Origin of the sequence: Asticcacaulis sp. MM231 (genome assembly GCF_964186625.1) — a bacterium.
Classification (GTDB): Bacteria; Pseudomonadota; Alphaproteobacteria; order Caulobacterales; family Caulobacteraceae; genus Asticcacaulis.
Map to the genome: position 1 here is coordinate 3,337,037 of NZ_OZ075108.1, position 21,970 is coordinate 3,359,006.

General features: G+C 60.6%; 14 protein-coding genes and 4 pseudogenes. 6 read left to right on the plus strand and 12 right to left on the minus strand.

Features of this window, described 5'->3' with window-relative positions; all coding sequences use genetic code 11:
- Positions 1-16: 16 nt before the first annotated feature.
- Positions 17-1,966, minus strand: a complete 1,950-nt coding sequence (locus tag ABQ278_RS16325; protein WP_349320537.1) for a M1 family metallopeptidase — start codon at positions 1,964-1,966, stop codon at positions 17-19.
- Positions 1,967-2,775: 809 nt separating this feature from the next.
- Positions 2,776-3,877, minus strand: a pseudogene (locus tag ABQ278_RS16330) (DEAD/DEAH box helicase); the annotation flags it as partial.
- A 733-nt stretch (positions 3,878-4,610) separates the two neighbouring features.
- Here ABQ278_RS16330 and ABQ278_RS16335 point away from each other — a divergent pair.
- Positions 4,611-5,015 carry a hypothetical protein gene (locus ABQ278_RS16335; RefSeq protein ID WP_349320538.1) on the plus strand — a complete coding sequence of 135 codons (405 nt, stop codon included), beginning with the start codon at positions 4,611-4,613 and terminating at the stop codon, positions 5,013-5,015.
- A 144-nt stretch (positions 5,016-5,159) separates the two neighbouring features.
- Here ABQ278_RS16335 and serA read toward each other — a convergent pair whose 3' ends face one another.
- Positions 5,160-6,404 (minus strand): phosphoglycerate dehydrogenase, encoded by a 1,245-nt coding sequence (gene serA, locus ABQ278_RS16340; protein ID WP_236621632.1) that lies wholly within the window; start codon positions 6,402-6,404, stop codon positions 5,160-5,162.
- A gap of 171 nt (positions 6,405-6,575) precedes the next feature.
- Positions 6,576-7,079 (minus strand): annotated as a pseudogene (locus ABQ278_RS16345) (HAD-IB family phosphatase); the annotation flags it as partial.
- A gap of 357 nt (positions 7,080-7,436) precedes the next feature.
- Here ABQ278_RS16345 and ABQ278_RS16350 point away from each other — a divergent pair.
- Together ABQ278_RS16350 and ABQ278_RS16355 are read left to right on the plus strand one after the other, a co-directional pair.
- Positions 7,437-8,340: pseudogene (locus tag ABQ278_RS16350) on the plus strand (Hsp33 family molecular chaperone).
- Positions 8,341-8,413: 73 nt separating this feature from the next.
- The gene (locus ABQ278_RS16355; RefSeq protein WP_349320539.1) at positions 8,414-9,430 is read left to right on the plus strand and encodes a retropepsin-like aspartic protease; all 1,017 of its coding nucleotides are present in this window, start codon (positions 8,414-8,416) and stop codon (positions 9,428-9,430) included.
- 9 nt (positions 9,431-9,439) lie between these two features.
- On the opposite strand, the gene phoB is transcribed toward ABQ278_RS16355, so the two are convergent.
- From phoB to proB, 6 genes and pseudogenes are all read right to left on the minus strand, one after another.
- A complete protein-coding gene (gene phoB, locus ABQ278_RS16360; RefSeq protein ID WP_018080440.1) occupies positions 9,440-10,129 on the minus strand; it encodes a phosphate regulon transcriptional regulator PhoB in 690 nt (229 codons plus the stop codon).
- A gap of 13 nt (positions 10,130-10,142) precedes the next feature.
- Positions 10,143-10,841 carry a phosphate signaling complex protein PhoU gene (gene phoU / locus ABQ278_RS16365; protein WP_026172581.1) on the minus strand — a complete coding sequence of 233 codons (699 nt, stop codon included), beginning with the start codon at positions 10,839-10,841 and terminating at the stop codon, positions 10,143-10,145.
- 153 nt (positions 10,842-10,994) lie between these two features.
- Positions 10,995-12,497, minus strand: a complete 1,503-nt coding sequence (locus tag ABQ278_RS16370) for an ATP-binding protein (protein WP_349320540.1) — start codon at positions 12,495-12,497, stop codon at positions 10,995-10,997.
- Positions 12,498-12,605: 108 nt separating this feature from the next.
- Entirely contained in the window at positions 12,606-13,892 is a 1,287-nt protein-coding gene (locus ABQ278_RS16375) for a glutamate-5-semialdehyde dehydrogenase (protein ID WP_349320541.1), read from the minus strand.
- A 56-nt stretch (positions 13,893-13,948) separates the two neighbouring features.
- Positions 13,949-14,293, minus strand: a complete 345-nt coding sequence (locus ABQ278_RS16380; protein WP_349320542.1) for a hypothetical protein — start codon at positions 14,291-14,293, stop codon at positions 13,949-13,951.
- Between the two features lie 11 nt (positions 14,294-14,304).
- Positions 14,305-15,451: pseudogene (gene proB / locus ABQ278_RS16385) on the minus strand (glutamate 5-kinase).
- Between the two features lie 105 nt (positions 15,452-15,556).
- On the opposite strand from proB, the gene thrC reads away from it, so the two are divergent.
- Entirely contained in the window at positions 15,557-16,942 is a 1,386-nt protein-coding gene (gene thrC / locus ABQ278_RS16390) for a threonine synthase (RefSeq protein ID WP_349320543.1), read from the plus strand.
- A 79-nt stretch (positions 16,943-17,021) separates the two neighbouring features.
- Positions 17,022-18,521: a hypothetical protein gene (locus ABQ278_RS16395; protein WP_349320544.1), complete on the plus strand. Its 1,500-nt coding sequence runs from the start codon at positions 17,022-17,024 to the stop codon at positions 18,519-18,521.
- A gap of 75 nt (positions 18,522-18,596) precedes the next feature.
- On the opposite strand, the gene ABQ278_RS16400 is transcribed toward ABQ278_RS16395, so the two are convergent.
- Positions 18,597-19,694: an NAD(P)/FAD-dependent oxidoreductase gene (locus ABQ278_RS16400; protein WP_349320545.1), complete on the minus strand. Its 1,098-nt coding sequence runs from the start codon at positions 19,692-19,694 to the stop codon at positions 18,597-18,599.
- Between the two features lie 121 nt (positions 19,695-19,815).
- Here ABQ278_RS16400 and gcvA point away from each other — a divergent pair, with 121 nt between their 5' ends.
- The gene (gcvA, locus tag ABQ278_RS16405; protein WP_349320546.1) at positions 19,816-20,778 is read left to right on the plus strand and encodes a transcriptional regulator GcvA; all 963 of its coding nucleotides are present in this window, start codon (positions 19,816-19,818) and stop codon (positions 20,776-20,778) included.
- Positions 20,779-20,924: 146 nt separating this feature from the next.
- On the opposite strand, the gene ABQ278_RS16410 is transcribed toward gcvA, so the two are convergent.
- On the minus strand, positions 20,925-21,932 hold the full coding sequence (locus tag ABQ278_RS16410) for a cysteine synthase A (protein WP_349320547.1): 1,008 nt from the start codon (positions 21,930-21,932) through the stop codon (positions 20,925-20,927).
- Positions 21,933-21,970 lie beyond the last annotated feature (38 nt).

Genomic DNA, 21,970 nt, shown 5'->3' on the forward strand with positions numbered 1-21,970 from the left:
GCGACCCTGCCCCTGCCTACTTTACGATATCGTCGACACTGCCGCGCGTCACATCGTGATACCCAGGACGCGCCTCGGCATAGATCTTCTTCGCCATGTCGACACCCCAGCCCGGTTGGGCCATCAGGCTCTTGTACAGCGGCACCACATATTTCCGGCGGCCCTGCTCGGTCAGGAAATCATGCAGCGGCGCCATGGCCGGCTGATAATGGTGCTTGATCGCCAGTTGCAGCCAGGCAAACAGGATTTCGGAATTGTGCGTCTGGCTGAACTTGAACGTGGCGTCGAGATCGGCCAGTTGCGCATCGGTCAGGGTCTCAGGCATATGGGTCAGCATATATTGCCACTGCGGCGAACTGTAATTATCGACCTTCAGCTCCTTGGCCGAAGCGCCTTCGATAAAGGCCAGCACCTGCGCCGACACCTCGTTAAGCGCTGCCGAGGTCGGGACCACGACATTGTCCGGCATGCCCTTGTCATAGAGCCAGGCGTTGATCTTGAGTGATTTTTCAAGATCGTCGTCATTTCTCAGCAGGTGGGTGCGCAGATCGACCAGGAAGGCCTCGGTCGTCATGCTCTTGAAAGCGAAGCGCTGGAAATAGCCCTTGAGATAAGCATCGAGCTTCTTGCGGCCGAAGTGGGCTTCCAGCATGCGCAGGAAAGCGGCACCCTTTTCATAGGGCACGTCGCTGAAATAATCGTCCGGATTGATGCCGCGCAGATCAGGATGCAGGCGCGTGAAGTCGGGATTACCGTTTTCGGTCAGATCCTTCATCGTGCCTTGCAGGTCCTGCCAGCCGAGCACCCGCAGCATGTCGGCGCGATCCTTGCCGTAGACCTCTTCCATGATCCGGCCCTCGAAATAGACCGTGAAGCCTTCGTTGAGCCAGAAATCTTCCCAGGTGGCGTTGGTGACCAGATTGCCCGACCAGCTATGCGCCATTTCGTGCGCGATCAGCGAGACCAGCGATTTGTCGCCAGCCAGGATGGTAGGCGTGGCGAAGGTCAGGGTCGGGTTTTCCATGCCGCCAAAGGGGAAGGACGGCGGCAGGACGAGTACGTCATAGCGGCCCCACTTATACGGCCCATAGAGCTTTTCAGCCGCCTCGAGCATGGCCTGCATATCGGTGAATTCGGCTGAAGCGGCGGCCAGCGTCGCCTTTTCGGCATAGACGCCGGTGCGCGAGCCCTCGGACTTAAAGCCAAGGTCGCCGATGGCGATGGCGATCAGATAAGGCGCGATCGGCTCTTTCATATCGAAGCGGTAGGCGCGTTGATTGGCATGGCCCGCGACCTTTTCGCCTTCGGGCGTCAGGCGATCGGCGCTCATCACCGCCATCAGGTCCTTCGGCACGACGATGCGCGCCGTGTAGGTCTGGCGAATGGCCGGGCTGTCCTGCGTCGGTATCCAGGTGCGGGTATGGATCATCTCGCCCTGGCTGAACAGGAAGGGGAGCTTCTTGCCGGCGGTCTGTTCGGGGTACAGCCATTGCAGGGCCGTGCCATCTTTCGTCGTCTGGTAATGGACCACGATCTTCTGGGCCCCCTGCGGCAGTTCGATGGTGAGCGGCTTGCCCATCATCGCATTGCCCTTGCCGAGCGTGAATTTCAGCGGGGTGCCGGCGGCATCGGTCACCGACTCGATATCGAGCGCGCGGGTATCGAGGATAACCTGCTTGGCGTTGGCCTCGGTGATCAGGGTCAGGGTCGCCGTGCCCTTGAGCAGCCTGGCCTGGAAATCGGCGGTCAGGTCGAGATCGACGTGGCTGACGCGAGCTTCCTGCGGGCGGGCATAGGAATGGGAATCGACCGTCTTATCGACCAGGGCCAGCGGCGCGGCGGCTTCGGGGTCTTTCGACGTGCACGCGCTCAACATCAGGCCCGTGGCGACCGCTGCGACCACAACAAGGCGGACGAACAGGCCGGACAATCTTTTTTCGGCTTTGGTCGCGGCTTGAGCTATCATGAAGGGTAATCCTGGCATTCGGCGCTATAAAGCGGGCGTCCGTCTATTAAACGGGAAAACACCCCTTCACACAACCGTGAAAATGCAAAAGGGCCTGCCTGTGTCCGTCACAGGCAAGCCCTTGAGTTTGTTTTAGGTTTTTAAGTCAGCGACTACTTGGCACGGCGCTTGAACTGGGCGCCTTCCGTGCGGGCCTTGGGGGCGTCGCTGTAGTGGTTGCCGGCGGGCTTGAAAGCGCCCTTGGAAGCGCTGGCCTTGGCGTTATCCTTGCGACCGGCAGGACGGGCTTTCGCCTTGAATTCACCCTTGGCCGGACGCTCGCCGCGCGGAGCGGCATTGTCACGCGGGGTGTATTCGCGCGGACGCTCAGCGTGAGCACGATCGGCGTGCGGACGGTCACCACGCGGTGCCTCCGAACGCGGACGATCATAGCTGCGCTCCGAACGCTCGCCACGCGGGGCGGCGCTGCGGTCGAAAGGCTTCTTGGCGAAAGGCTTGCGATCGGCCTGGTCCTTCTGGCCACCGAACGCGGCAGGGCGTTCAGCCGACATCGGATCGTAGTTCGCCGGGCGCGGACCGAAATCCTTACCACCGGGCTTCTTGTTGCCGTACTTGCGGTCGGCGAAGGACGAACGCTCGCTGCGTTCGCCGCCCTCGGAATTCGACTTGCCCGGACGGTTGCGGCTGCGCTTGTGAACGTTTTCGGCGTGCGGATCGATATGACGGGCTTCACGCTTTTGCGGGATGCGGTCAGGGGTGGTCGGCTTTTCAGCGACGCCCGAGGCCAGCATGGCTTCGTCGAGCAGCTTCAGGGCCTGATCCTTACGGCGATCGACCGAAGGAATGCGCTGACGGGTCATGCGCTCGATATCCTTCAGCATCTTGCGCTCATCGTCCGAGCAGAAGCTGATCGAGATACCGGTCTTGCCGGCACGGGCGGTGCGGCCGATGCGGTGAACATAGGCTTCCGAAACGTTCGGCAGCTCGTAATTGATGACGTGCGACACGCTGTCGACGTCGATACCACGGGCGGCGATGTCGGTGGCGACGAGCGCGCGAACCTTGCCGGCCTTGAAGGCCTGCAGGGCGCGTTCGCGCTGACCTTGCGACTTGTCACCGTGGATGGCGGCGGCTTCGATGCCACCGGCCTGCAGATAGGCGGCGACCTTATCAGCCGAGCGCTTGGTGCGGGTGAAGACGAGCGTGCGGCTCAGATTGTCTTCGGCGTAGAGTTCGGTCAGCAGGGCGCGCTTGCGCAGGGCTTCGATGAAGATGACGCTTTGCTCGACGCGCTCGGCGGTCGTGGCTTCCGGCGTGACTTCGACCTTCTTGGGGTTGACCAGCAGTTCCGAAGCCAGGATGCCGATTTCCTTCGGCATGGTGGCCGAGAAGAAGAGGTTCTGACGCGGGCCGCGCATACGCGACGCGACCTGACGGATCGGCTTCACGAAGCCAAGATCCAGCATCTGGTCGGCTTCATCAAGCACGAAGAATTCAACAGCCGACAGATCGACGGTCTTTTGTTCGATGTGATCGATCAGGCGGCCGGGCGTGGCGACAAGGATATCGAGGCCGCCATTCAGCGCCTTGAATTGCGGGCCATACTTGGCGCCGCCGTAGATGGTGGCGATCTGCAGGCCGGTGCCGCGCGAATATTGCGCGAAGCTGTCAGCGATTTGCGAGGCCAGTTCGCGGGTCGGCGACAGGACGAGCACGCGCGTTTGGCGCGGAGTTCGGCATCTTGCGGTCGGCGAGCAGCTTTTGCAGGATCGGCAGGGCGAAGGCGGCGGTCTTGCCAGTTCCGGTCTGGGCGATACCCAGCAGGTCGTGGCCGGCGAGCAGGAAAGGAATGGCCTGGGCCTGGATCGGGGTCGGCGTGGTATAGCCGGCTTTTTCAAGCTGGATCAACAGGGTGGAGGCAAGGCCGAGATCGGAAAAGAGTTTGGTCACGTAACAACAGCTTTCATGGCTTCGGGCGCGTCAAAACGGCCCTTACCCGCACCTGACGGATGTCAGATCGGGTGGTTAAGGGTCGAAGCGTTCGCGTGTCACGGACTTCGGTTATTTTTATAGATGGCAGATCGCTTAAAGCGGCGATCTTGGATCACTGGCGGTATGTACTCCTTTGAAAGAGCATACCTCACGCGGCCAGCCTAGTGCCTTTTGGGCAGCGCATCAGTCCGAGAATTACCTGAGTGAATTCAACTGGAAAACGCGCACATAGCGTAAAAACATTTATTTCGCAGAAGCGAAGAGGCGTAAATGCCTGTTCGTCATTATAATGTCAAGGGGCGGCCACAAACTTTATATCCACAGCCGTTCGCATATGCCGCATCTTTTTAGCGCACGTACAAACCCTTTTTAAACGAAACAGGCTTAACATGGGCCGCACAGCACCTTCGGGTGTTTTAGACCAACCGCCGTCCTCCCGCACCCGTACCACGGGCCGTGACCGGACGCATCGTCCGGCTCAGCCGGCATGGTTCTGTAGTGTAAAGCGTAGCGTATTCTTCATGTGCTTTCCAGCGCATGCGTTTTCACGTTCCATATCAGGCTTGTTATGACCACACCTTTTCGACACCTCAACGCCCCACAGCCTGCCACCAGGGCACCGCAGCGGGACCATGGTCCGGTCGAAGTTATCATGCCGGAACAGTATACCGACCGCCGTGCCGAACCGCGCCACGCGCGGGATGACAAGGGTGCGCTGCTGTTTCTTTCCAGCCGCGAAATCATCACCTGCCGCATCCTGGATTCAAGCGCCAGCGGCGCCCGGGTCGCCCTCAATCATATGGATATCGTACCCGCCGAAATCTGGCTGATCGATCTGGCCACCATCTCCGTCAAGCGTGGCAGCGCAGCCTGGACTGCAGGAACGCGCATGGGTCTGAAATTCAACTTTATCCAGAAAATGACGGACGACAGCCGACGACCCGCCAAGGTGCCGCAGGAGGTCTACGACGCCTGGCTGCGCCTGAAAAATGGTCCGGCAGCACCGGTTAAAAAGACGCCGGAAGCGCCCGAAGACAATGCTGTGTATTTCGACTAGGTTCCGGCCTTAATCACCGGCCCGTCTAAGCCGGAGCGCTGAGGCGAAAATCATTGGTTGTCGAGCATCACGCCGCGACGTGTACTTTGGTACACGAGCAAGAGCGCGCAGACAGACGGCGATTTACAGCCCAGCGATACGCGCTTAGACCAGCGAACGGAATTTTAGCGTACCGTTGACCGCCTTCAGTTCTTCCAGCGCTTCCTTCGGATAGCCGCGATCGACATCGACGATGACGTAACCGAGCGCTTCGTTGGTCTTGAGGTGCTGGGCCAGCACGTTCAGCTCATACTTCGCCATGATGACGTTGATCGCCGCCAGAACGCCCGGCACGTTCTTGTGCAGGTGCAAGAAGCGGTGACGCCCCTCCACTTCCGACAACTGGACATGCGGCATGTTGACCGAGAAGGTGGTGTCGCCACGGTTAAGGAAGTTGAGCAGACGTTCCGAGGCGAACTCGGCGATAGCTTCCTGCGCTTCTTCGGTCGAGCCGCCGATATGCGGCGTCAGGATCAGGTTCTTGAGGCCCATCAGCGGGCTCTCAAACGGATCGTCATTGGTACGCGGCTCTTCCGGGAAAACATCGACGGCGGCGCCATAGATCTTACCGGATTTCAGCGCGGCAGCCAGGGCGTCGATATCGACAACATGGCCACGCGACAGGTTGATGAACAGGGCGCCATCCTTCATGCGGGCGAACTGCGCCGCGCCGAAGATATTCTTGTTTTCGCCGCGGCCGTCGACGTGCAGCGACACGACGTCGGCTTCGGCCAGCAAGGCATCGAGCGAACGATAACGCTTGGCGTTGCCGAGGGTCAGCTTTTCGGCGAGATCGAAATAGATGACGCGCATCCCGAAGGCTTCGGACAGGATCGACAACTGCGAACCAATGGCGCCATAGCCGATGATACCGAGCGTCTTGCCGCGCACTTCGTGGGCGCCGGTGGCCGACTTGTCCCACTTTCCGGTGTGCATCTGGACGGACTTGTCATAGATGTTGCGCGTCAGGATGACGGTCAGGCCCATCACCATTTCCACCACCGAACGCGTGTTGGAATAGGGCGCGTTGAAGACGGCGATGCCTTTTTGCGAGCAGGCCTTGAGGTCGATCTGATTGGTGCCGATGCAGAAGGCGGCGACCGCCATCAACTTGTCGGCGGCTTCGACAGCCTTGGCCGTCAGGTTGGTTTTCGAGCGCAGGCCAAGGATATGGACGCCTTGCAGGGCTTCGATCAGATCGTCCTCATCGAGCGCGCCCTTGACCGTCGTGACGTCATAGCCTTCTTCGCGGAAGGCGCGCACGGCGTCGGGGTGAATATTTTCGAGCAGCAGAACCTTGAGCTTCGAGCGCGGGAAGCTGTAGCGGCCCTGATAGCCTTCGGTGTGCAGCACCTCATCGAATGAAGCCGCAACCTGCGAGGTCTCGCCGTTGACGGCGCCGACCACTTTCGGGCGCACCACGTTTTCGGTGAAGGCGTAGAAACGCTCGGCAGCACCGCCCTTGAAGACCTCGAAATCGGTCCAGCCGTCACCGACCATAACCACCTGTCCTGTCAGGCCAAGACCGGTCAGGGCCACCACCTTGCCGCCATCCTGTGACAGCGGGTTGGCCTGATCGACACCAATAGCCACGCCCTCGTCATTCCAGATCAGACGGTTGGCCAGCACATACTCGGCCGCCAGGCCGTAATCGGCGACCACCGCATCGATGAAATCGTGGAAACCGCCGGAGATGATGCGGAACTTGCCGGGGTTCTCTGCGAACACAGCCCGGTTACGCGCGATCGACGGACTGACCTTGGTCTTGAGCACCTCGATCAGGCCGGCGATATCTTCGCGCGTCGGCTTGAGGATCTGGACGCGGCGCGACAGAGCGTCAGCGAAGGATATCTCGCCCGACATGGCCTGATCGGTCAGGGTTTTGATATGGGCGACATCGGCAGCGCGGGCCGGATCGGCGGCGCTCAGCAGTTCCGCCAAGATATCGAGCGCTTCCACCGAGGTGAAGGTCGAAATCGAAATCCAGCACCAGGGTGGCGAGGTTCGGTTGGGGAAAGCTTGCATTCATCGCGGTCGCGCCTATCTAAAGCCTCATGCCAAAAAGTGGCTGGCACTTTTTGGATAAACATGAGGCGCAACAAAAAAACTTAGAACGGAATGGCCTACCATTACGCTCTAAGGGCGTCACCGGCTCAAGGAGCCGTTCGCCCGGCTTGCTACTTCATGGCCACACGTGGCCGACTGAGCTAATGCCGCCGCAAATAGGATAAAAGTGCCCCCCGCACAACCGCCTTCGCCATTTATTATGGCATTGCGGCCCCTAATTCTTTAAAACTATAGACTGATGACTGCCAAATGACTAAGTGGCCTGCCAAACCCGTAAAATCTGAAACCAAAACCTCAAGTTTTCTGCGCGAATATATGCCCGACATCATCGATCCTACCGAAGACTACTCCGCCCGCTTCGTTATCGAGGCCCACCCTGTGCATGGGCGGCTGGTCCGGCTGGGCGAGACGCTTGACCAGATCCTGAAGGCGCACGACTATCCGCCGCAGATCGCTAACCTGCTCGGCGAAGCCTGTGTGCTGGCCGTTCTGGTCGGGGCGTCGCTGAAATTCGAGGGCCGTCTGATACTGCAGGCGCAGGGCGATGGCGTTGTGCGCTACGTGGTGGCCGATTACGACACCAAGGGCGGCCTGCGCGGCTTCTGCCGTTTCGACAAGGATGAACTGGCGGCGCTGGTGGCGGCCAACGAAGGCAGCTTCCAGAGTTCTGGGAGCGCAGTCCCTGCTCGGCAAAGGTACCTTCATCATGACGCTCGATCCGGAAGATCACGGTGAGCGCTATCAGGGCATCACGCCGATCGAAGGCGAGAGCCTGGCCCTGTGCGCCGAGAACTATTTCCGCCAGTCCGAACAGGTGCCGACTCAGATCAAGCTGGCGGCGTCGGAATATATGGATGTTGATGGCCCCCATTGGAGAGCCGCTGGCGCCATGATCCAGGCGATTGCCGGCGATGCAACGCGTGGCGATACACGGGAATCCTTCCAGCACATCCGCGCCCTGTTCGAGACGCTGGGCGAGGAAGAACTGACAGATTTCGACCTGACAGCCGACCGCCTGCTGTTCCGCCTGTTCCACGAGGACGGCGTGCGCCTGAGCGCGCTCAAGTCGGTGCATAAGCTGTGCCGTTGTTCGCAGGAGCGCGTCGAAGGCCTTGTGCAGTCGTTCTCGAATGAAGAACAGGCTGAGATGCTGGAAGCTGACGGCAAGGTGCATATCACCTGCGAATATTGCTCCAAGACTTTCTTCGTCGGGCTCTAGTCCAGCCTTGCAGTCATAAAGAACAATGTTATGCTTTTCTCCGGCGCGCGCAGACGATCCGGGGGAAACACATATGACAGATACGTCTCTTAACCGCTGGTCGCGGCGCAGCCTCCTGGCCGGCGCGGGTCTGCTGGCGCCCTGGCCCGGCCTGACGCAAACCATCATCGCCAACCCTCTACAGCCAAAGCCGGGCAGTGAGCCGAGCCCTGCCGGTCTCGACTCAGCCAGCCTGGCCGCCCGCACGGACGCCAACAACCACCTGACCATCGAGGTCATGATCGATGGAAAAGGACCCTATCGTTTTGTGGTCGATACCGGCGCCGAGCGTTCGGTCATCGCCGGCAATGTCGCCGCAGCTCTTGGCCTTAAGCAGGACAAATCCATTATACTCGAAGGCATTGGCGGTCGGGTTACGGTGCCGACCGTGCAGGTCGCCAACCTGTCTTTCGGACCCTTTCAAAGCCATGGGCTCACCCTGCCGGTCCTGCCCCGCAGCAACCTGTTCGCGGACGGTTATCTGGGTCTGGACGCCATCAACGGCACGCGCGTCACCTTCGATTTCCAGAACCATGCCCTGCATGTAGAGCAAGCCCTCCATGAGCCGGAAGCCACCGGGCCGGATACCGCCCGTGTCCGTGCGCGCGGCAACAACGGCCGTCTGCGCGTCTTTGACTGCATGGTGAACAGTGTGGGCGCCATCGCCTTTATCGACAGCGGCGCCGAGGTGTCCGTCGGTAACCGGGCGCTGTACAACAAACTGATCAGCCGCAATCACAATCTGGACAGTTCCTCCATCATGACGCTGACCGGCGTCACCGGCGGCACGGTCACCGGGGAACTTATTCCCATCTATCGCATTCGTATACGCGACCTGTCGTTTACCGATGGCACCCTGGTCATTGCGGATGTGCCAGATTTTTCGATGTGGAAAATAGAAGAGGACCGCCCCGCCCTGCTGATCGGCATGGATTATCTGCGCCAGTTCTCCTCGGTCAGTATTGACTACCGCAACAAGGAAATACGGTTCGAGCTCAGCGAAACCCCACCCTACCCGCGGCCGGGCGTGGAGATTAGCCGCACGACCTAAGACGCCGTCTTAGTTTTGCAGGTCGAGCGAATAACCGGCCGAACGCACCGTGCGGATCGGGTCGAACTCGGCGCCGTTGTTGAGCGCCTTGCGCAGGCGGCCAACATGAACATCCACCGTGCGGGCCTCGACATAGACGTCATTGCCCCAGACCGCATCGAGCAGTTGTTCGCGGCTGAAAACGCGGCGCGGATACTGCATCAGATAATCAAGCAGCTTGTATTCGGTAGGCCCCAGGTGGACATCACGGCCAGCGCGCTGAACGCGGTGCGACAGGCGATCAACCGAGATTTCGCCAAACTCGACGCGATCTTCCGAAAGCGCCGGACGGATGCGGCGCAGAACAGCGCGAATGCGCGCCATCAGTTCAACCATCGAGAACGGCTTGACGACGTAATCATCGGCGCCGGTATCGAGACCACGGATACGGTCGGTCTCTTCCGAACGCGCCGTGAGCATGACGATCGGCAGGTTCCGCGTCGTCGTCTGCTGACGCAGGCGGCGGCAGACCTCGATGCCCGATACTTTCGGCATCATCCAGTCGCAGACCAGAAGGTCGGGCAGACGCTCCTTGATCATCACCAGGGCTTCGTCGCCATCGCTGGCCTGACCGACCTCGTAGCCTTCTTTTTCAAGATTATAGCTGAGCAGGGTGCCCAGGGCGTCTTCGTCTTCGGCAATGATGATGTAGGGCTTCATGCGGGCCTAAAATCTATTCCAGGTTACTGAGGGTATTGGCTTTCGGGCGGCTCTCGACATAGTCTTCGCCCGTCAGCTCAAAATGAATGTGCTCGGCCATGTTGGTGGCGTAGTCACCGATGCGCTCAAGGTTCTTGGCCATGAACAGAAGGTGCGTACAGGCCGAGATGGTGCGCGGATCACCCATCATGTAGGTGAGCAGTTCGCGGAACAGGGCGTTGTAATGTTCGTCGACCTCGGTATCGGAGGCCCAGACGCTCTGCGCCAGTTCAACCTTGCCGCCCTTGTAGGCGTCCAGCACGTCACGCAGGCGCGACGACACCAGCTTGCCCATGCGCTCGATCGAGCGGGTCAGCGGCGTCATCGGCTCGGCTTCCGAGATCACGATAGCGCGCTTGGCGATATTCTTGGCCAGATCGCCGGTGCGCTCAAGAGCGGTCGCCAGCTTCATGGCTGCCACGGTCTTGCGCAGGTCTTCGGCCATCGGCTGACGCAGCGCGATCAGGCGGATGCACTTGCGCTCGATATCCTTTTCCAGCTCATCAAGCTTGTGGTCGCGTGCGACGACGCTTTGCGCCAGGGCCACATCGCGGCGCGCCACGGCGTCAACCGCGTCGGCAACCTGCGCTTCGGCCAGACCGCCCATGAGCACGACTTCGGCCGAAAGCTGGTCGAGTTCGTCGCCGTAGGTTTTTACGATGTGGTTGTTCATCTTGATCGGCACCTTTGAAATTCCCTGATTTTGATAGCTGACGAAGCGGGCCAGCTGACAAGTATCCCGCACCTGTATTACCAAAATCTATAGCCCCATTAGGCGTATTTTGTGACAGTTTTATAATAGACGCTTGAAAAAGCCCCGAATAGGCTATCCGGCGTCTTTTAGCGATGCGGCAGCATCGACGACAAGGCGCGGCGTCTCCGCCGTTCCGAAGGCACGGCTCTGCGGGAAATAGGCGCTGAAGGCGGTGAAGGTCTGCGGCGCGATCTGCGGCAGGGCGGTCACCTTGCCGTCGCGTTCCAGAATATCATCGTCGCTGGCCGAGATAGGTCCCTGGCTTTCCACCACCAGCCCGCCACGGTGACGGTTGATGATGTGCTTCACGATGGCGAGGCCAAGGCCGGTGCCCAGGCGGTCGCCGCTCTTCTGGCCCTCGACGCGATAGAAGCGTTCGGCCAGACGCGGCAGGAATTCGCGTTTGATGCCAGGGCCATTATCCCGCACGGTGATGCGGGCGTAGTAGTCGTGGACGTTGCGATCGGGGCGCAGCAGGACCAGCTTGGCCGCCTTGCCATCCGAAAGCGCCACCGCCTGCGGCAGGGTAACATCGAGGCAGATCTCGATGCTGACCTCGGAATTTTGCGGCGCGTATTTGAGCGCATTATCGACCAGATTCTGCACCACCTGCAGGATCTGATCACGGTCGCCGATAATGGGATAGAGGCCGGGCTTCGGCCCTTCGATGCGCAGCTTCACATTCTTCTGCTGAGCAATCACGGTCAGGCTGTCAACGACATCGCGCACCGCCAGTGGCAGGTCGGTCTCACCCGATGGCGGCACGTGCTCGCTCATCTCGATGCGTGACAAAGACAGCAGGTCCGCGATCAGCCGGCCCATCCGGTCGGCCTGCGCGCCCATGATGCTGAGGAACTTGTCGCGCGCCTTTTCATCGTCACGCGCCGGTCCGCGCAGGGTTTCGATAAAGCCGGTGATCGAGGCCAGCGGCGTGCGCAGTTCGTGGGAGGCATTGGCCAGGAAGTCGGCGCGCATCCGCTCCATGCGGCGTGAATCCGTTTCATCGCGCAGGACCAGCAGGGCCAGGCGCTGCGCCATATCGTGCTTGTTTTCCATCGGCAAGGGGGCCGAAAAAGCGCGCCAGAACTGATCACGCGCACCGCCGCTCATTTCAAAATCGACCGAGCCGCTGATGCCACCGAACAGAGCTTCATCGACGCATTCCAGCACTTCCGGCACACGGATAGCACTCACCAGCGGGCCGCCGCGATCGGCGATATGAAAGATACGTTGCGCTGCTGCATTGGCGAAGATGACGCGGCGGGCGGCGATATCATCCGGCTCATGACCGGACACGATCATGACCGGATCAGGCACGGCGCGCAGCACCTCCTGGAAACTCGGTCCCTCCGGCTGCACCTTGACCTGCTTTTCCGGCGCCTTCAGCGCGCGAATCTTTTCTTCGGCATCACCCAAAAGCACCAGATATTTGAACATGGTGTAGGCGACAATCAGCAGCGCCACGAAGATCAGGAACGGATGCAAAGGCGCATAGAACGACATGGCGATCAGGACGCCAACGCCGATCACCGATCCCGCGGGGATGATATGCCAAACCGATCTGCGATTATCCATGAAACCTGCTGAAAATAAGCCCGCTCAACCCATACTACAAAAGAACGCTGTGTTTATAGCGCTTTGACGACAGTTTGGTGACGCGGTGTAAAGGGCAGGTTAAAGGGCTCAAGGCCGCGTCTGGCCATGGCCGCGCACGACATATTTGAACGTGGTGAGCTGATCGACGCCAACCGGGCCGCGCGCATGAAGACGGTCGGTGGAAATGCCGATTTCAGCGCCAAAGCCGAACTCACCGCCATCGGCGTATTGCGTCGAGGCGTTCCAGATGACGATGGCGGAATCGACCGCATTGAGGAAGGTCTCGGCCGCTTCGGCGTTTTCGGTGATGATCGCCTCAGTATGACCCGAACCATAGGTGCGGATATGATCGATGGCCGCCTGGATATCATCGACCACTTTGATCGAAATGATGGCAAGCGAATATTCCGTCCGCCAGTCCTCTTCGGTGGCCGCCGTCATCGGATGAAGCTTTTGTGACATCACATCGCCGCGCAGTTCGCAGCCGGCGGCTTCGAGCGCGGTGGCGATTTTCGGCAGCAGATCGGGCGCCACGGCGGCATCGATCAGCAGGGTTTCGGTCGCACCACACACCGAGACGCGGCGCATCTTGGCGTTCAGCGTCACCGCAACGGCTTTTTCCGCATCGGCGTCGGCGTGGATATAGGTGTGGTTGAGGCCTTCTAGATGGGCCAGAACCGGCGCGCGCGCCTCGGCCTGGACCCGCGCCACCAGCGACTTACCACCGCGCGGAATGATCAGATTGATCGTCTTGTCCAGACCGCCGAGGATCAGGCCGACGGCATCGCGGTCCGAGGTTGGAACCAGTTGCACGCAACTGTCGGGCAGGCCGGCGGCGCGGAAACCATCCTCGAAGGCAGCATAGATGGCCAGCGCCGAATTGAGCGCTTCCGAACCGGTGCGAAGGATGGCGGCGTTGGATGAACGGATGCACAGGGCGGCGGCATCGGCCGTCACGTTCGGCCGGCTCTCATAGATGATGGCGATGACGCCGATGGGGGTAGATACGCGGGCGATATCGAGACCATTGGGCCGCGTCCAGCGCGCCAGTTCGCGCCCGACCGGATCGGCCAGCGCCGCTACTTCTTCAAGGCCCTTAGCCATGGCCTCGACACGCGCCGGATTAAGGATCAGGCGCTCGATCATGGCCTCCGTCAGGCCTTTATCACGAGCGAACTTTTGGTCTTCCAGATTGGCGGCGAGGATCTGCGCCTCACGCGCGCGGATTGACTTCGCCGCTTCCAGAATTGCCGTGGTGCGCACCTCTGGTCCGGCCAGCCGCAAAGCTTCCGCGCCGAGCCTGGCCTTGCGGGCCATGTTGGTCATCAGGTCGGTCAGCGCCAGATTCGTATTTTGGCGGCTTTGGTCGTCCATGGTCATGATCCTGTTGAATTACACATAAAGTAAGGAAGGTTAGCGAACTGCGCAAGTCACGCATCATACCTTTGAAGATTGGCGGATTTTGAACGCTTGCTGACAATATAACGCAGTATGAAGCTCGCTGATGCGCCAATAGCGGCCGATATGCCCATAAAAATAGAAAATACAGCTAAACCGAAAGCGCTCTCGTCTTCAAAAAATGCATCCATACCGCCATCATGAGGGCCGTGGCTTAGCCGCAGATATTCTGAAAAACTGTAGGCAAACAATGCGCCAATGAGACTAAAGACAAATAAAAGTGCCAGATTTCGAGTTAGCCCTTGCAGGAACCAGACAATCGAAAAAGTCGCAGCTAGGGGTATCCCAAAATAACCGATCAGGACCAATACACCCATGCTGCCCCCCCCTAAACCAAAGCCATATCATCCCGATGGATGACTTCATCGCCAGATGTATAGCCCAAAATCGCTTCAATGTCGCGGCTGCCGCGCCCACGAATGGCACGGATAGCCTCGGCGGAATAGGTGACAATACCACGCGCCACTTCCAGCCCCGCCGGCGAGATGATCGATACGCTGTCGCCCTTGTCGAACTGGCCGGTGACCTCGACAATGCCTGATGGCAGCAGGCTCTTGCCGTTATGCAGCGCCCGCACCGCGCCCTCATCCAGCATCAGCTTGCCGGCGGGCACCACTGTGCCGGCGATCCACGCCTTATAGGCGGCGCTCAAGGACGCCTGCGGCCGGATCAGGGTGAATTTCGCGCCATGACCAAGCGCCGAAAGGGGCCTGACCACCTGCCCCGACGCGATCAGGGTGGCGCAGCCGGCGGAACCAGCGATCTTGGCGGCGGCGATCTTGGTGGCCATGCCGCCGGTGCCGACTCCCGCCTGCGCATTGGCCCCACCGGCCATCGCCTCGATCGACGCATCGAGCTTTTCAACGATCGTAATATGCTCTGCAGCCGCATTGCGGCGCGGATCGTCCGTATACAGACCATCGACATCGGACAGCAGGATCAGCGCTTCCGAACGCGCCAACTGCGCAGCACGCGCCGCCAGCCGGTCATTGTCGCCGTAACGGATTTCCTCGGTCACCACCGTGTCGTTTTCATTGACGATGGGCACGCACCCGAGATCAAACAGGGTCTCGATCGTGGCGCGCGCATTGAGCCAGCGGCGGCGCTTCTCGGTATCCTCGCGCGTCAGCAAAACCTGCGCGGTTTTGAGCCCTACCGCCTGAAAGGCCTCTTCCCACGCGCTCATCAGGCGCGGCTGACCGGCGGCGGCGGCGGCCTGTTTTTCATCAAGTTTCAGCTTCTTACGAGTTCAGGCCCAGATAGCGACGCCCCAAAGCGCCGGCACCCGACGACACCAGAAGCACCGACTTGCCCTCACCCATCAAGGCCGCGATATCTTCGGCCAGCCCGCGCATCCACGCCGCATCGGCCACACCTGACGCCGCATCGACGATCAGGGCCGAGCCGACCTTGATGGTGATGCGCCTGGCCGACACCAGAACATCAGGAAGCGTTTTTGTGGCGTCAGATGACATGAAGGCCTTTATTTGAGTGACTTTAAATGATAACTCGCGCGCTTCATAACGGCAATGCGGGCACATGCGCAAGCCATTACGTCATTTGGCAAAATTGGTAACAAAATGAACTATGTAGGCACCCGCGGCTTCCGCGAACCCCGTACCTTTGCTGGCGCCCTGCTCGATGGCCTGGCGCCCGATGGCGGCCTTTATGTGCCCGAAACCTATCCGACCCCTGATTTTGACCTCGCCGCCGCTTCCGCCGGCGATTACGGCGATCTGACCGAAAAACTGCTGACCCTGTTCGGCGTCGATGTGCTGGGGGCTGAGGCCGTGAAAAAAGCGGCCGCCCGCACCAGAGCCGCCTTCCTCAATGAGGCCGGTCAGGTGCCGCTGGTTCAGGTCGAGGACAATCTGTGGATTCTGGAACTGTTCCACGGCCCGACGCTCGCCTTCAAGGACATGGCGATGCAGATGATCGCGCCGCTGACCGACGCCGCCCTGGCGCAGAATGGCGAGACCCTGACCCTCGTCACAGCCACATCGGGTGATACGGGTGCTGCCGCCGTGCGCGCCTTCGCCGGTTCCGAACACGTCCGCCTCGTCGTCTTCCATCCGCTCGGCCGCGTGTCGCCCGTGCAGCGCCTGCAAATGACCACGGTCGAGGCCGACAATGTGCTCAATATCGGCGTCGAAGGCGATTTCGACGACTGTCAGCGCATGGTCAAGCGCCTGCTCGGGGAAGAAAGCCTGAAGCAGAACGGCCTCGTCTCCTCCGTCAATTCGATCAACTGGGGGCGTCTGCTCGGTCAGGTGCCGTATTATCTCGCCGCCACGGCCGCGTCCGGCGCCGATCATCCCGAATTCGTGGTGCCGACCGGCAATTTCGGCGACGCCTTCGCCGGCTGGGTGGGGCGCAAGATCGGCGGCAATGTCGGCCGTATCCACGCCGCGGTTAACCGCAACGACGCCCTCGCCCAGGCGATCAATACCGGCCACTATGTTCGCCATCAGGCGGTTGAAACCGCATCTGTCTCGATGGACGTGCAGGCGCCGTCCAATTTCGAGCGTCTGGTGTTCGAGGCGTCCGGCCGCCATGCCGAAGGCGTCAAGGGCCTGTTTGATACTTTCAACGCCACCGGCAAGGTCTTCCTCTCCCCCGACCTGCAAGGCGCGCTGAACGCTCAGGTGAGCGCCAGCACGATTTCCGAAGGCGAGACAAAGGCGACCATCGCTTACGCCTACAAAAAATGGAACAAGGTGATCTGCCCGCATACCGCCGTAGCCGTGGCCGCAGCGCTCAAGCGCGGCATGGGACAATCGCAGCCGCAGATCGCCCTGGCCACCGCCCATCCGGCCAAGTTCCCCGATTTCGTCACCTCGGCGCTTGGCTTCCAGCCGGAGGTGCCCGAAGCGATCCGTGCGCTTTACGGCAGCAAGGAAACCATCACCTCGATCCGCAACGATGAGTTCGCGGCGCTTGAGGTGGTCAAGGCGTTTCAGAGGTAAGCGTCAAGCCTGATACAAAGGCTGCAAAATCTTGCCCCTTTCGCTTGCTAAGCCGCTCGCTTCAACCGAGGGCTTCTCCATGCGCGCTACCCGATTTTTCCTGCTGACAGGGCTTAGCCTCGTGCTGACCGCTCCGGCCTTTTCACAAGGCATGGGCGGCGGCAATATGGGCGGTATGGGTGGAGGTCCACCGCCCGGTGGCGCCAAGGGCAAGCCTGCCAGCGCCCCGATCGATAACCGTCCGGCGCCGGCCGTTATCGCCGTATCACAACGCCTCAAAGGCGTGCTGACCCTTGCCGGCGTGGCGCGAACGCTCAGTCACCAGACGATTCCGTCCGATAAGCCCGACATGTCTGGCCTATATGCTCTGCGCGGCGCCCAGATCATGCTCGACAGCGTTGATATCGCCACCACCGGCGCGGCCTCTCTGGTGGCCGATACGCGTGCCTACGGTATGAACTCTGCCCTGCTGATCGACAGCGGCTCACAGGTATTGATGACCGGCGGCCATATCGCCACGCTCGGACAAGGGGCTACCGCCGCTTATGTCAGCGGCGAAGGCTCCGCGCTTAAGATGGAGGGTGTGGCTCTGACGACGCAAGGCACCGGCGCCTACGGGCTTGAGGTCCGGCCCGGCGCCAGCCTCGTGGCCAGCAAGATTTCCGTCGCCACCGTATCCGATCATGCCATGGCGCTTTCGGTCATGGGACGGGGCCAGCCCGTGCGGATCAGCGACAGCCAGTTTGTCACCGAAGGGCCTTTGTCGCCTGCCATTTCGCTATCCGGCGATCTGGAAGCCGAACGTATTTCCGCCAGGGCCGGACGCGCCGATGGGCTGGTCATCAATGGCCAGCACCGCGCCAGCTTCAGCGACAGTCGTCTTTTGGGCGATGGTTATGGCGTGATGATCTATGAAGCGCCGCAGGATGATGGCGTGCCGCTTTCAGGCCCTCAAGGGGGTATGGATCGGGGCGGCCCGCCGCCAGGCGGTCGTGGACCTGGCGGTGGACAAACCCCAGCCGGCGAACGCCCCAGAGACGCGAAGGCGGGGATGCGCCCCGCCATGGATATGATGGGGCCACCTGAGGATCATGCCGCCGCCCTGACCTTCACGGGCGGGCATCTCAGCGGCCGGCGCGCCGGCTTTTACGTCACAAACATCCGTACACGAATTAAAATGGATGCGGTCGAGCTGACCACAGCCAGCGGCGTCATTTTGAAGGCGGCAGCGGACCAATGGGGCGAACTGGGCCGCAATGGCGGCGACGCCACCCTGTCGGTCAGCCATCAAATTCTGACCGGCGATTTCGTCACTGACGCCATCAGCCACATCGCGGTGAACCTGAGCGAAAATTCCCACCTGACCGGCAAGACCACGCGCAACACAGATGTCTCGCTCGACGCGTCCAGCCGCTGGACGCTGACAGCCAACTCCTCGGTTGGCAAGCTGACGGGTGATCCGGCCCAGATCGACAGTCAGGGCCATACGCTGAGCTATGACAAATATCGTAATCCGGCGCTGAACGGCCAGACCCTGCCGCTCCCCGGCGGCGGTCAATTGGTGCCAGGCGGCCTGTAGGGCAAACGCAAAAGTGCCTCTTTATCCGCGGATAAAGAGGCACTGAAAGCATAAACAGACGGGAGCATGGCCCCGCTATTTGACACCCATCTTCTTTTGCAGTTCCGACGACGATGTCGTGTACTGGAAGCGCAGCTTCTTGTCCGGATAGACGTAGCGGAAAGCCTTTTGCGCCATCAACGCCGCCTCATGGAAGCCTGACAGGATCAGTTTCAGCTTGCCCGGATAATAGTTGATATCACCGATGGCGAAGATGCCCTTGGTCGAGGTCTCAAACTTCTCGGTATCGACCGGGATCAGGTTCTCATGCAGGTTCAGGCCGAATTCCGCCACCGGACCCAGCTTCATGGTCAGGCCGAAGAAGGGCAGAAAGGCGTCGGCCTTCAGATGTGAGGCATTGCCGTCACTGTCTTCGATGGCGACCGATTCCAGGAAGTGTCCGGTTTCGCCCTTCAGCGCCGTGGCCTGGGCGATGACAAGATCCATCTCGCCGGCAGCGACCAGTTCGCGCATCTTGGCGACCGAGTGCGGCGCGGCGCGGAAGTCGTCGCGGCGGTGGATGAGCGTCACGCGCTTGGCGATCGGTTGCAGATTCAGCACCCAGTCGAGCGCGGAATCGCCGCCGCCGGAAATGACGATTTCCTTGTCGCGGAAGGCTTCCATCTTGCGCACGGCGTAATGGACGCCCAGGCCAGCGCCAAGGTTTTCAAAACCATCAATGCCGGGGATCGGCGGCTTCTTGGGCTGGAACGAACCGCCGCCAGCCGCAATAACGATGACCTTGGCGCGCACCACGGTCTGCTGATCGGTGGTCACTTCCCAAAGGCCTTCATGCTCGCCGTCCTCGATCTTGCGCACGGCCACGGCCATTTCGCCGAGGTGATACTTGGCCCCGAAGGGGTGGATTTGTTCGAGCAGGCGCTTGGTCAGGTCGTCGCCGGAGATGATTGGCCAGGCGGGAATGTCGTAGATCGGCTTTTCCGGATACAGCTCGGCGCACTGGCCGCCCACCTTGTCGAGAATATCGATCAGATGGCACTTGATATCGAGTAGGCCCAGTTCAAAAACGCTGAACAGCCCGACCGGGCCGGCGCCGATGACGACCACGTCGGTGGTCCAGGTTTCGCCGGCTTCCAGCGCATCAATGTGATGAAGCGGATTGGCTTCGGTCATTTTTTTCTCCAGTGCTTTTCGATTTTTTGGATCGAAATAGTTTTTTTAAACTGAAAGACGCTATAAAGGGGCGTCTGGTTAAGGGCAACTGAGGCTATGTAGCCAAGTCGGGAAATGTAAGATGTCGCGTGATCGCTTGCCGCCGCTGTCGGCGCTTCGGGTTTTTGAAGCCGCCGCCCGCCATGAGAGTTTCAAACAGGCCGCCGAAGAGCTGTTTGTGACGCCGGGCGCGGTGTCGCAGCAAATCCGCTTGCTGGAAGAGCATGTTGGCGTGGAGCTGTTTGTGCGCGATGGCCGCCGCGTCGTGCTGTCCGAAGCCGGCAAGGCCTCGGCGCAGATTTTGAAAGAAGCCTTCGAGAAGATGTTCGAGGCCACGCGCCTGATGAAACAGGGCAATCAGAAGGGCCGCGTCACCGTTTCCGCAGCGCCCAGCTTCGCTGCCAAGTGGCTGATGCCGCGCCTTTATGACTTTAGCGCCGCTAATGAAGATATCGACGTCTGGGTGAGTGCTGACATGGCCCCGGTCGATTTCGCCGTGTCCGATATCGATCTGGCCGTCCGTTACGGCAACGGCCACTACAACGGGCTCAATGTCGAGCATCTGCTGGCCGAGGCCGTCGTGCCGGTGTGCTCGCCCTTGCTGTTCGAGGCCGCGCCGATCAAAAAACCGGCCGATCTCGCGCACCACGTCCTGCTGCACGATGTCGGTGCCGAAACCGATCCGAGTTGCCCGGATTGGCCGATGTGGCTCAAGGCCCATGGCGTTGAAGGAGTCGATGCGTCGCGCGGCCCGCGTTTCAACCAGTCGAGCATGGTCATCGAGGGCGCGGTTGCCGGTCGCGGCGTGGCCCTGGCCAAGCGCACCATCGCCGAGGCTGATCTGAAGGCTGGCCGGCTGATGATCCTGTTTGACGAAAAGGACAAGCCGCTGGAATACGGCTACTATCTGGTCTGGCCTCAAACGCGTGAACCCACCCCGGCGCAACTGCGCTTCATGGAGTGGCTGCGTGGCGAGGCGCACCGCATCGACGGCGCGCCGAGCACGCAGACCGAACCGCCGGTTTTCGCCGCCATGGATATTTAGCACCTTCTCCTCCCCATAAAATGGGCAGGGGGACCGCGAAGCGGTGGAGCCCCCCCCCCCCTCCGTCGCGGACAAGCCGCGACACCTCCCCATCGCAAGCGATAGGGAGGAGGGTGTAAAATGGAATTCTGGGTGGTTTAAACCCATCAGTCCGCCGCCATCCACGGCGGGACGGGCAAGCCTTTTTCACGCAGGAAGATCGGATTGAAGATCTTCGAGGCGTAGCGATTGCCATAATCGCACAGCACGGTGACGATCGTCTTGCCCGGCCCTAAGTCTCGGGCCATCTTCATGGCGCCGACGATATTGAGCGCGGCCGAGGTGCCAAGGCACAGGCCTTCGTTTTCGATCAGATCATAGAGCACCGGCAGCCATTCCGAATCCGCCACCTGATACGAGCGATCAACGGTGATACCTTCGAGATTGGCGGTGATGCGGCCCTGACCGATTCCTTCGGTGATCGAGGTGCCTTCGGATTTCAGCTCGCCCGTGGTGTAATAGCTGTAAAGCGCCGCGCCAAACGGATCGGCCAGACCGATCTGGATATCCGGGTTCTTTTGCTTGAAATAGAGGCTTAAACCCCCGAGCGTGCCGCCCGAACCGACGGCGCAGATAAAGGCGTCGATCTTGCCATCGGTCTGCGCCCAGATTTCCGGGCCGGTGGCGTCGATATGGGCCTGCCGGTTAGCGGTGTTGTCGAACTGGTTGGCCCAGATGACGCTTTCGCCGGCATCGCGCAGTTCTTGCGCCAGGGTGCCGGAATAGCGGACATAGTTGCCGGGATTGGCGTAAGGCAGGGCGTCGACCTCGATCAACTCGGCGCCGAATTGGCGGATCGCGTCCTTTTTCTCCTGCGCCTGCGTGCGCGGAATAACGATCTTGGCCTTGTAGCCCAGGGCCTTGGCGACCATGGCCAGGCCGATGCCGGTATTGCCGGCCGTGCCTTCCACAATGGTGCCGCCCGGCTTCAGCGAGCCGTCAGCCTCGGCGGCGCGGATGATCCACAGCGCGGCGCGATCCTTGATCGACTGGCCGGGGTTAAGGAATTCCGCCTTGCCGTAGATCTCGCAGCCGGTCGCCTCGCTGGCCGCCTTCAGGCGGATCAGGGGGGTATCGCCGATGAGATCGACAACGGAAGGTACAGTCTTGGCCATATGCGGATTCCTTTTCCGGGATGCGGCTAGCTAACAGA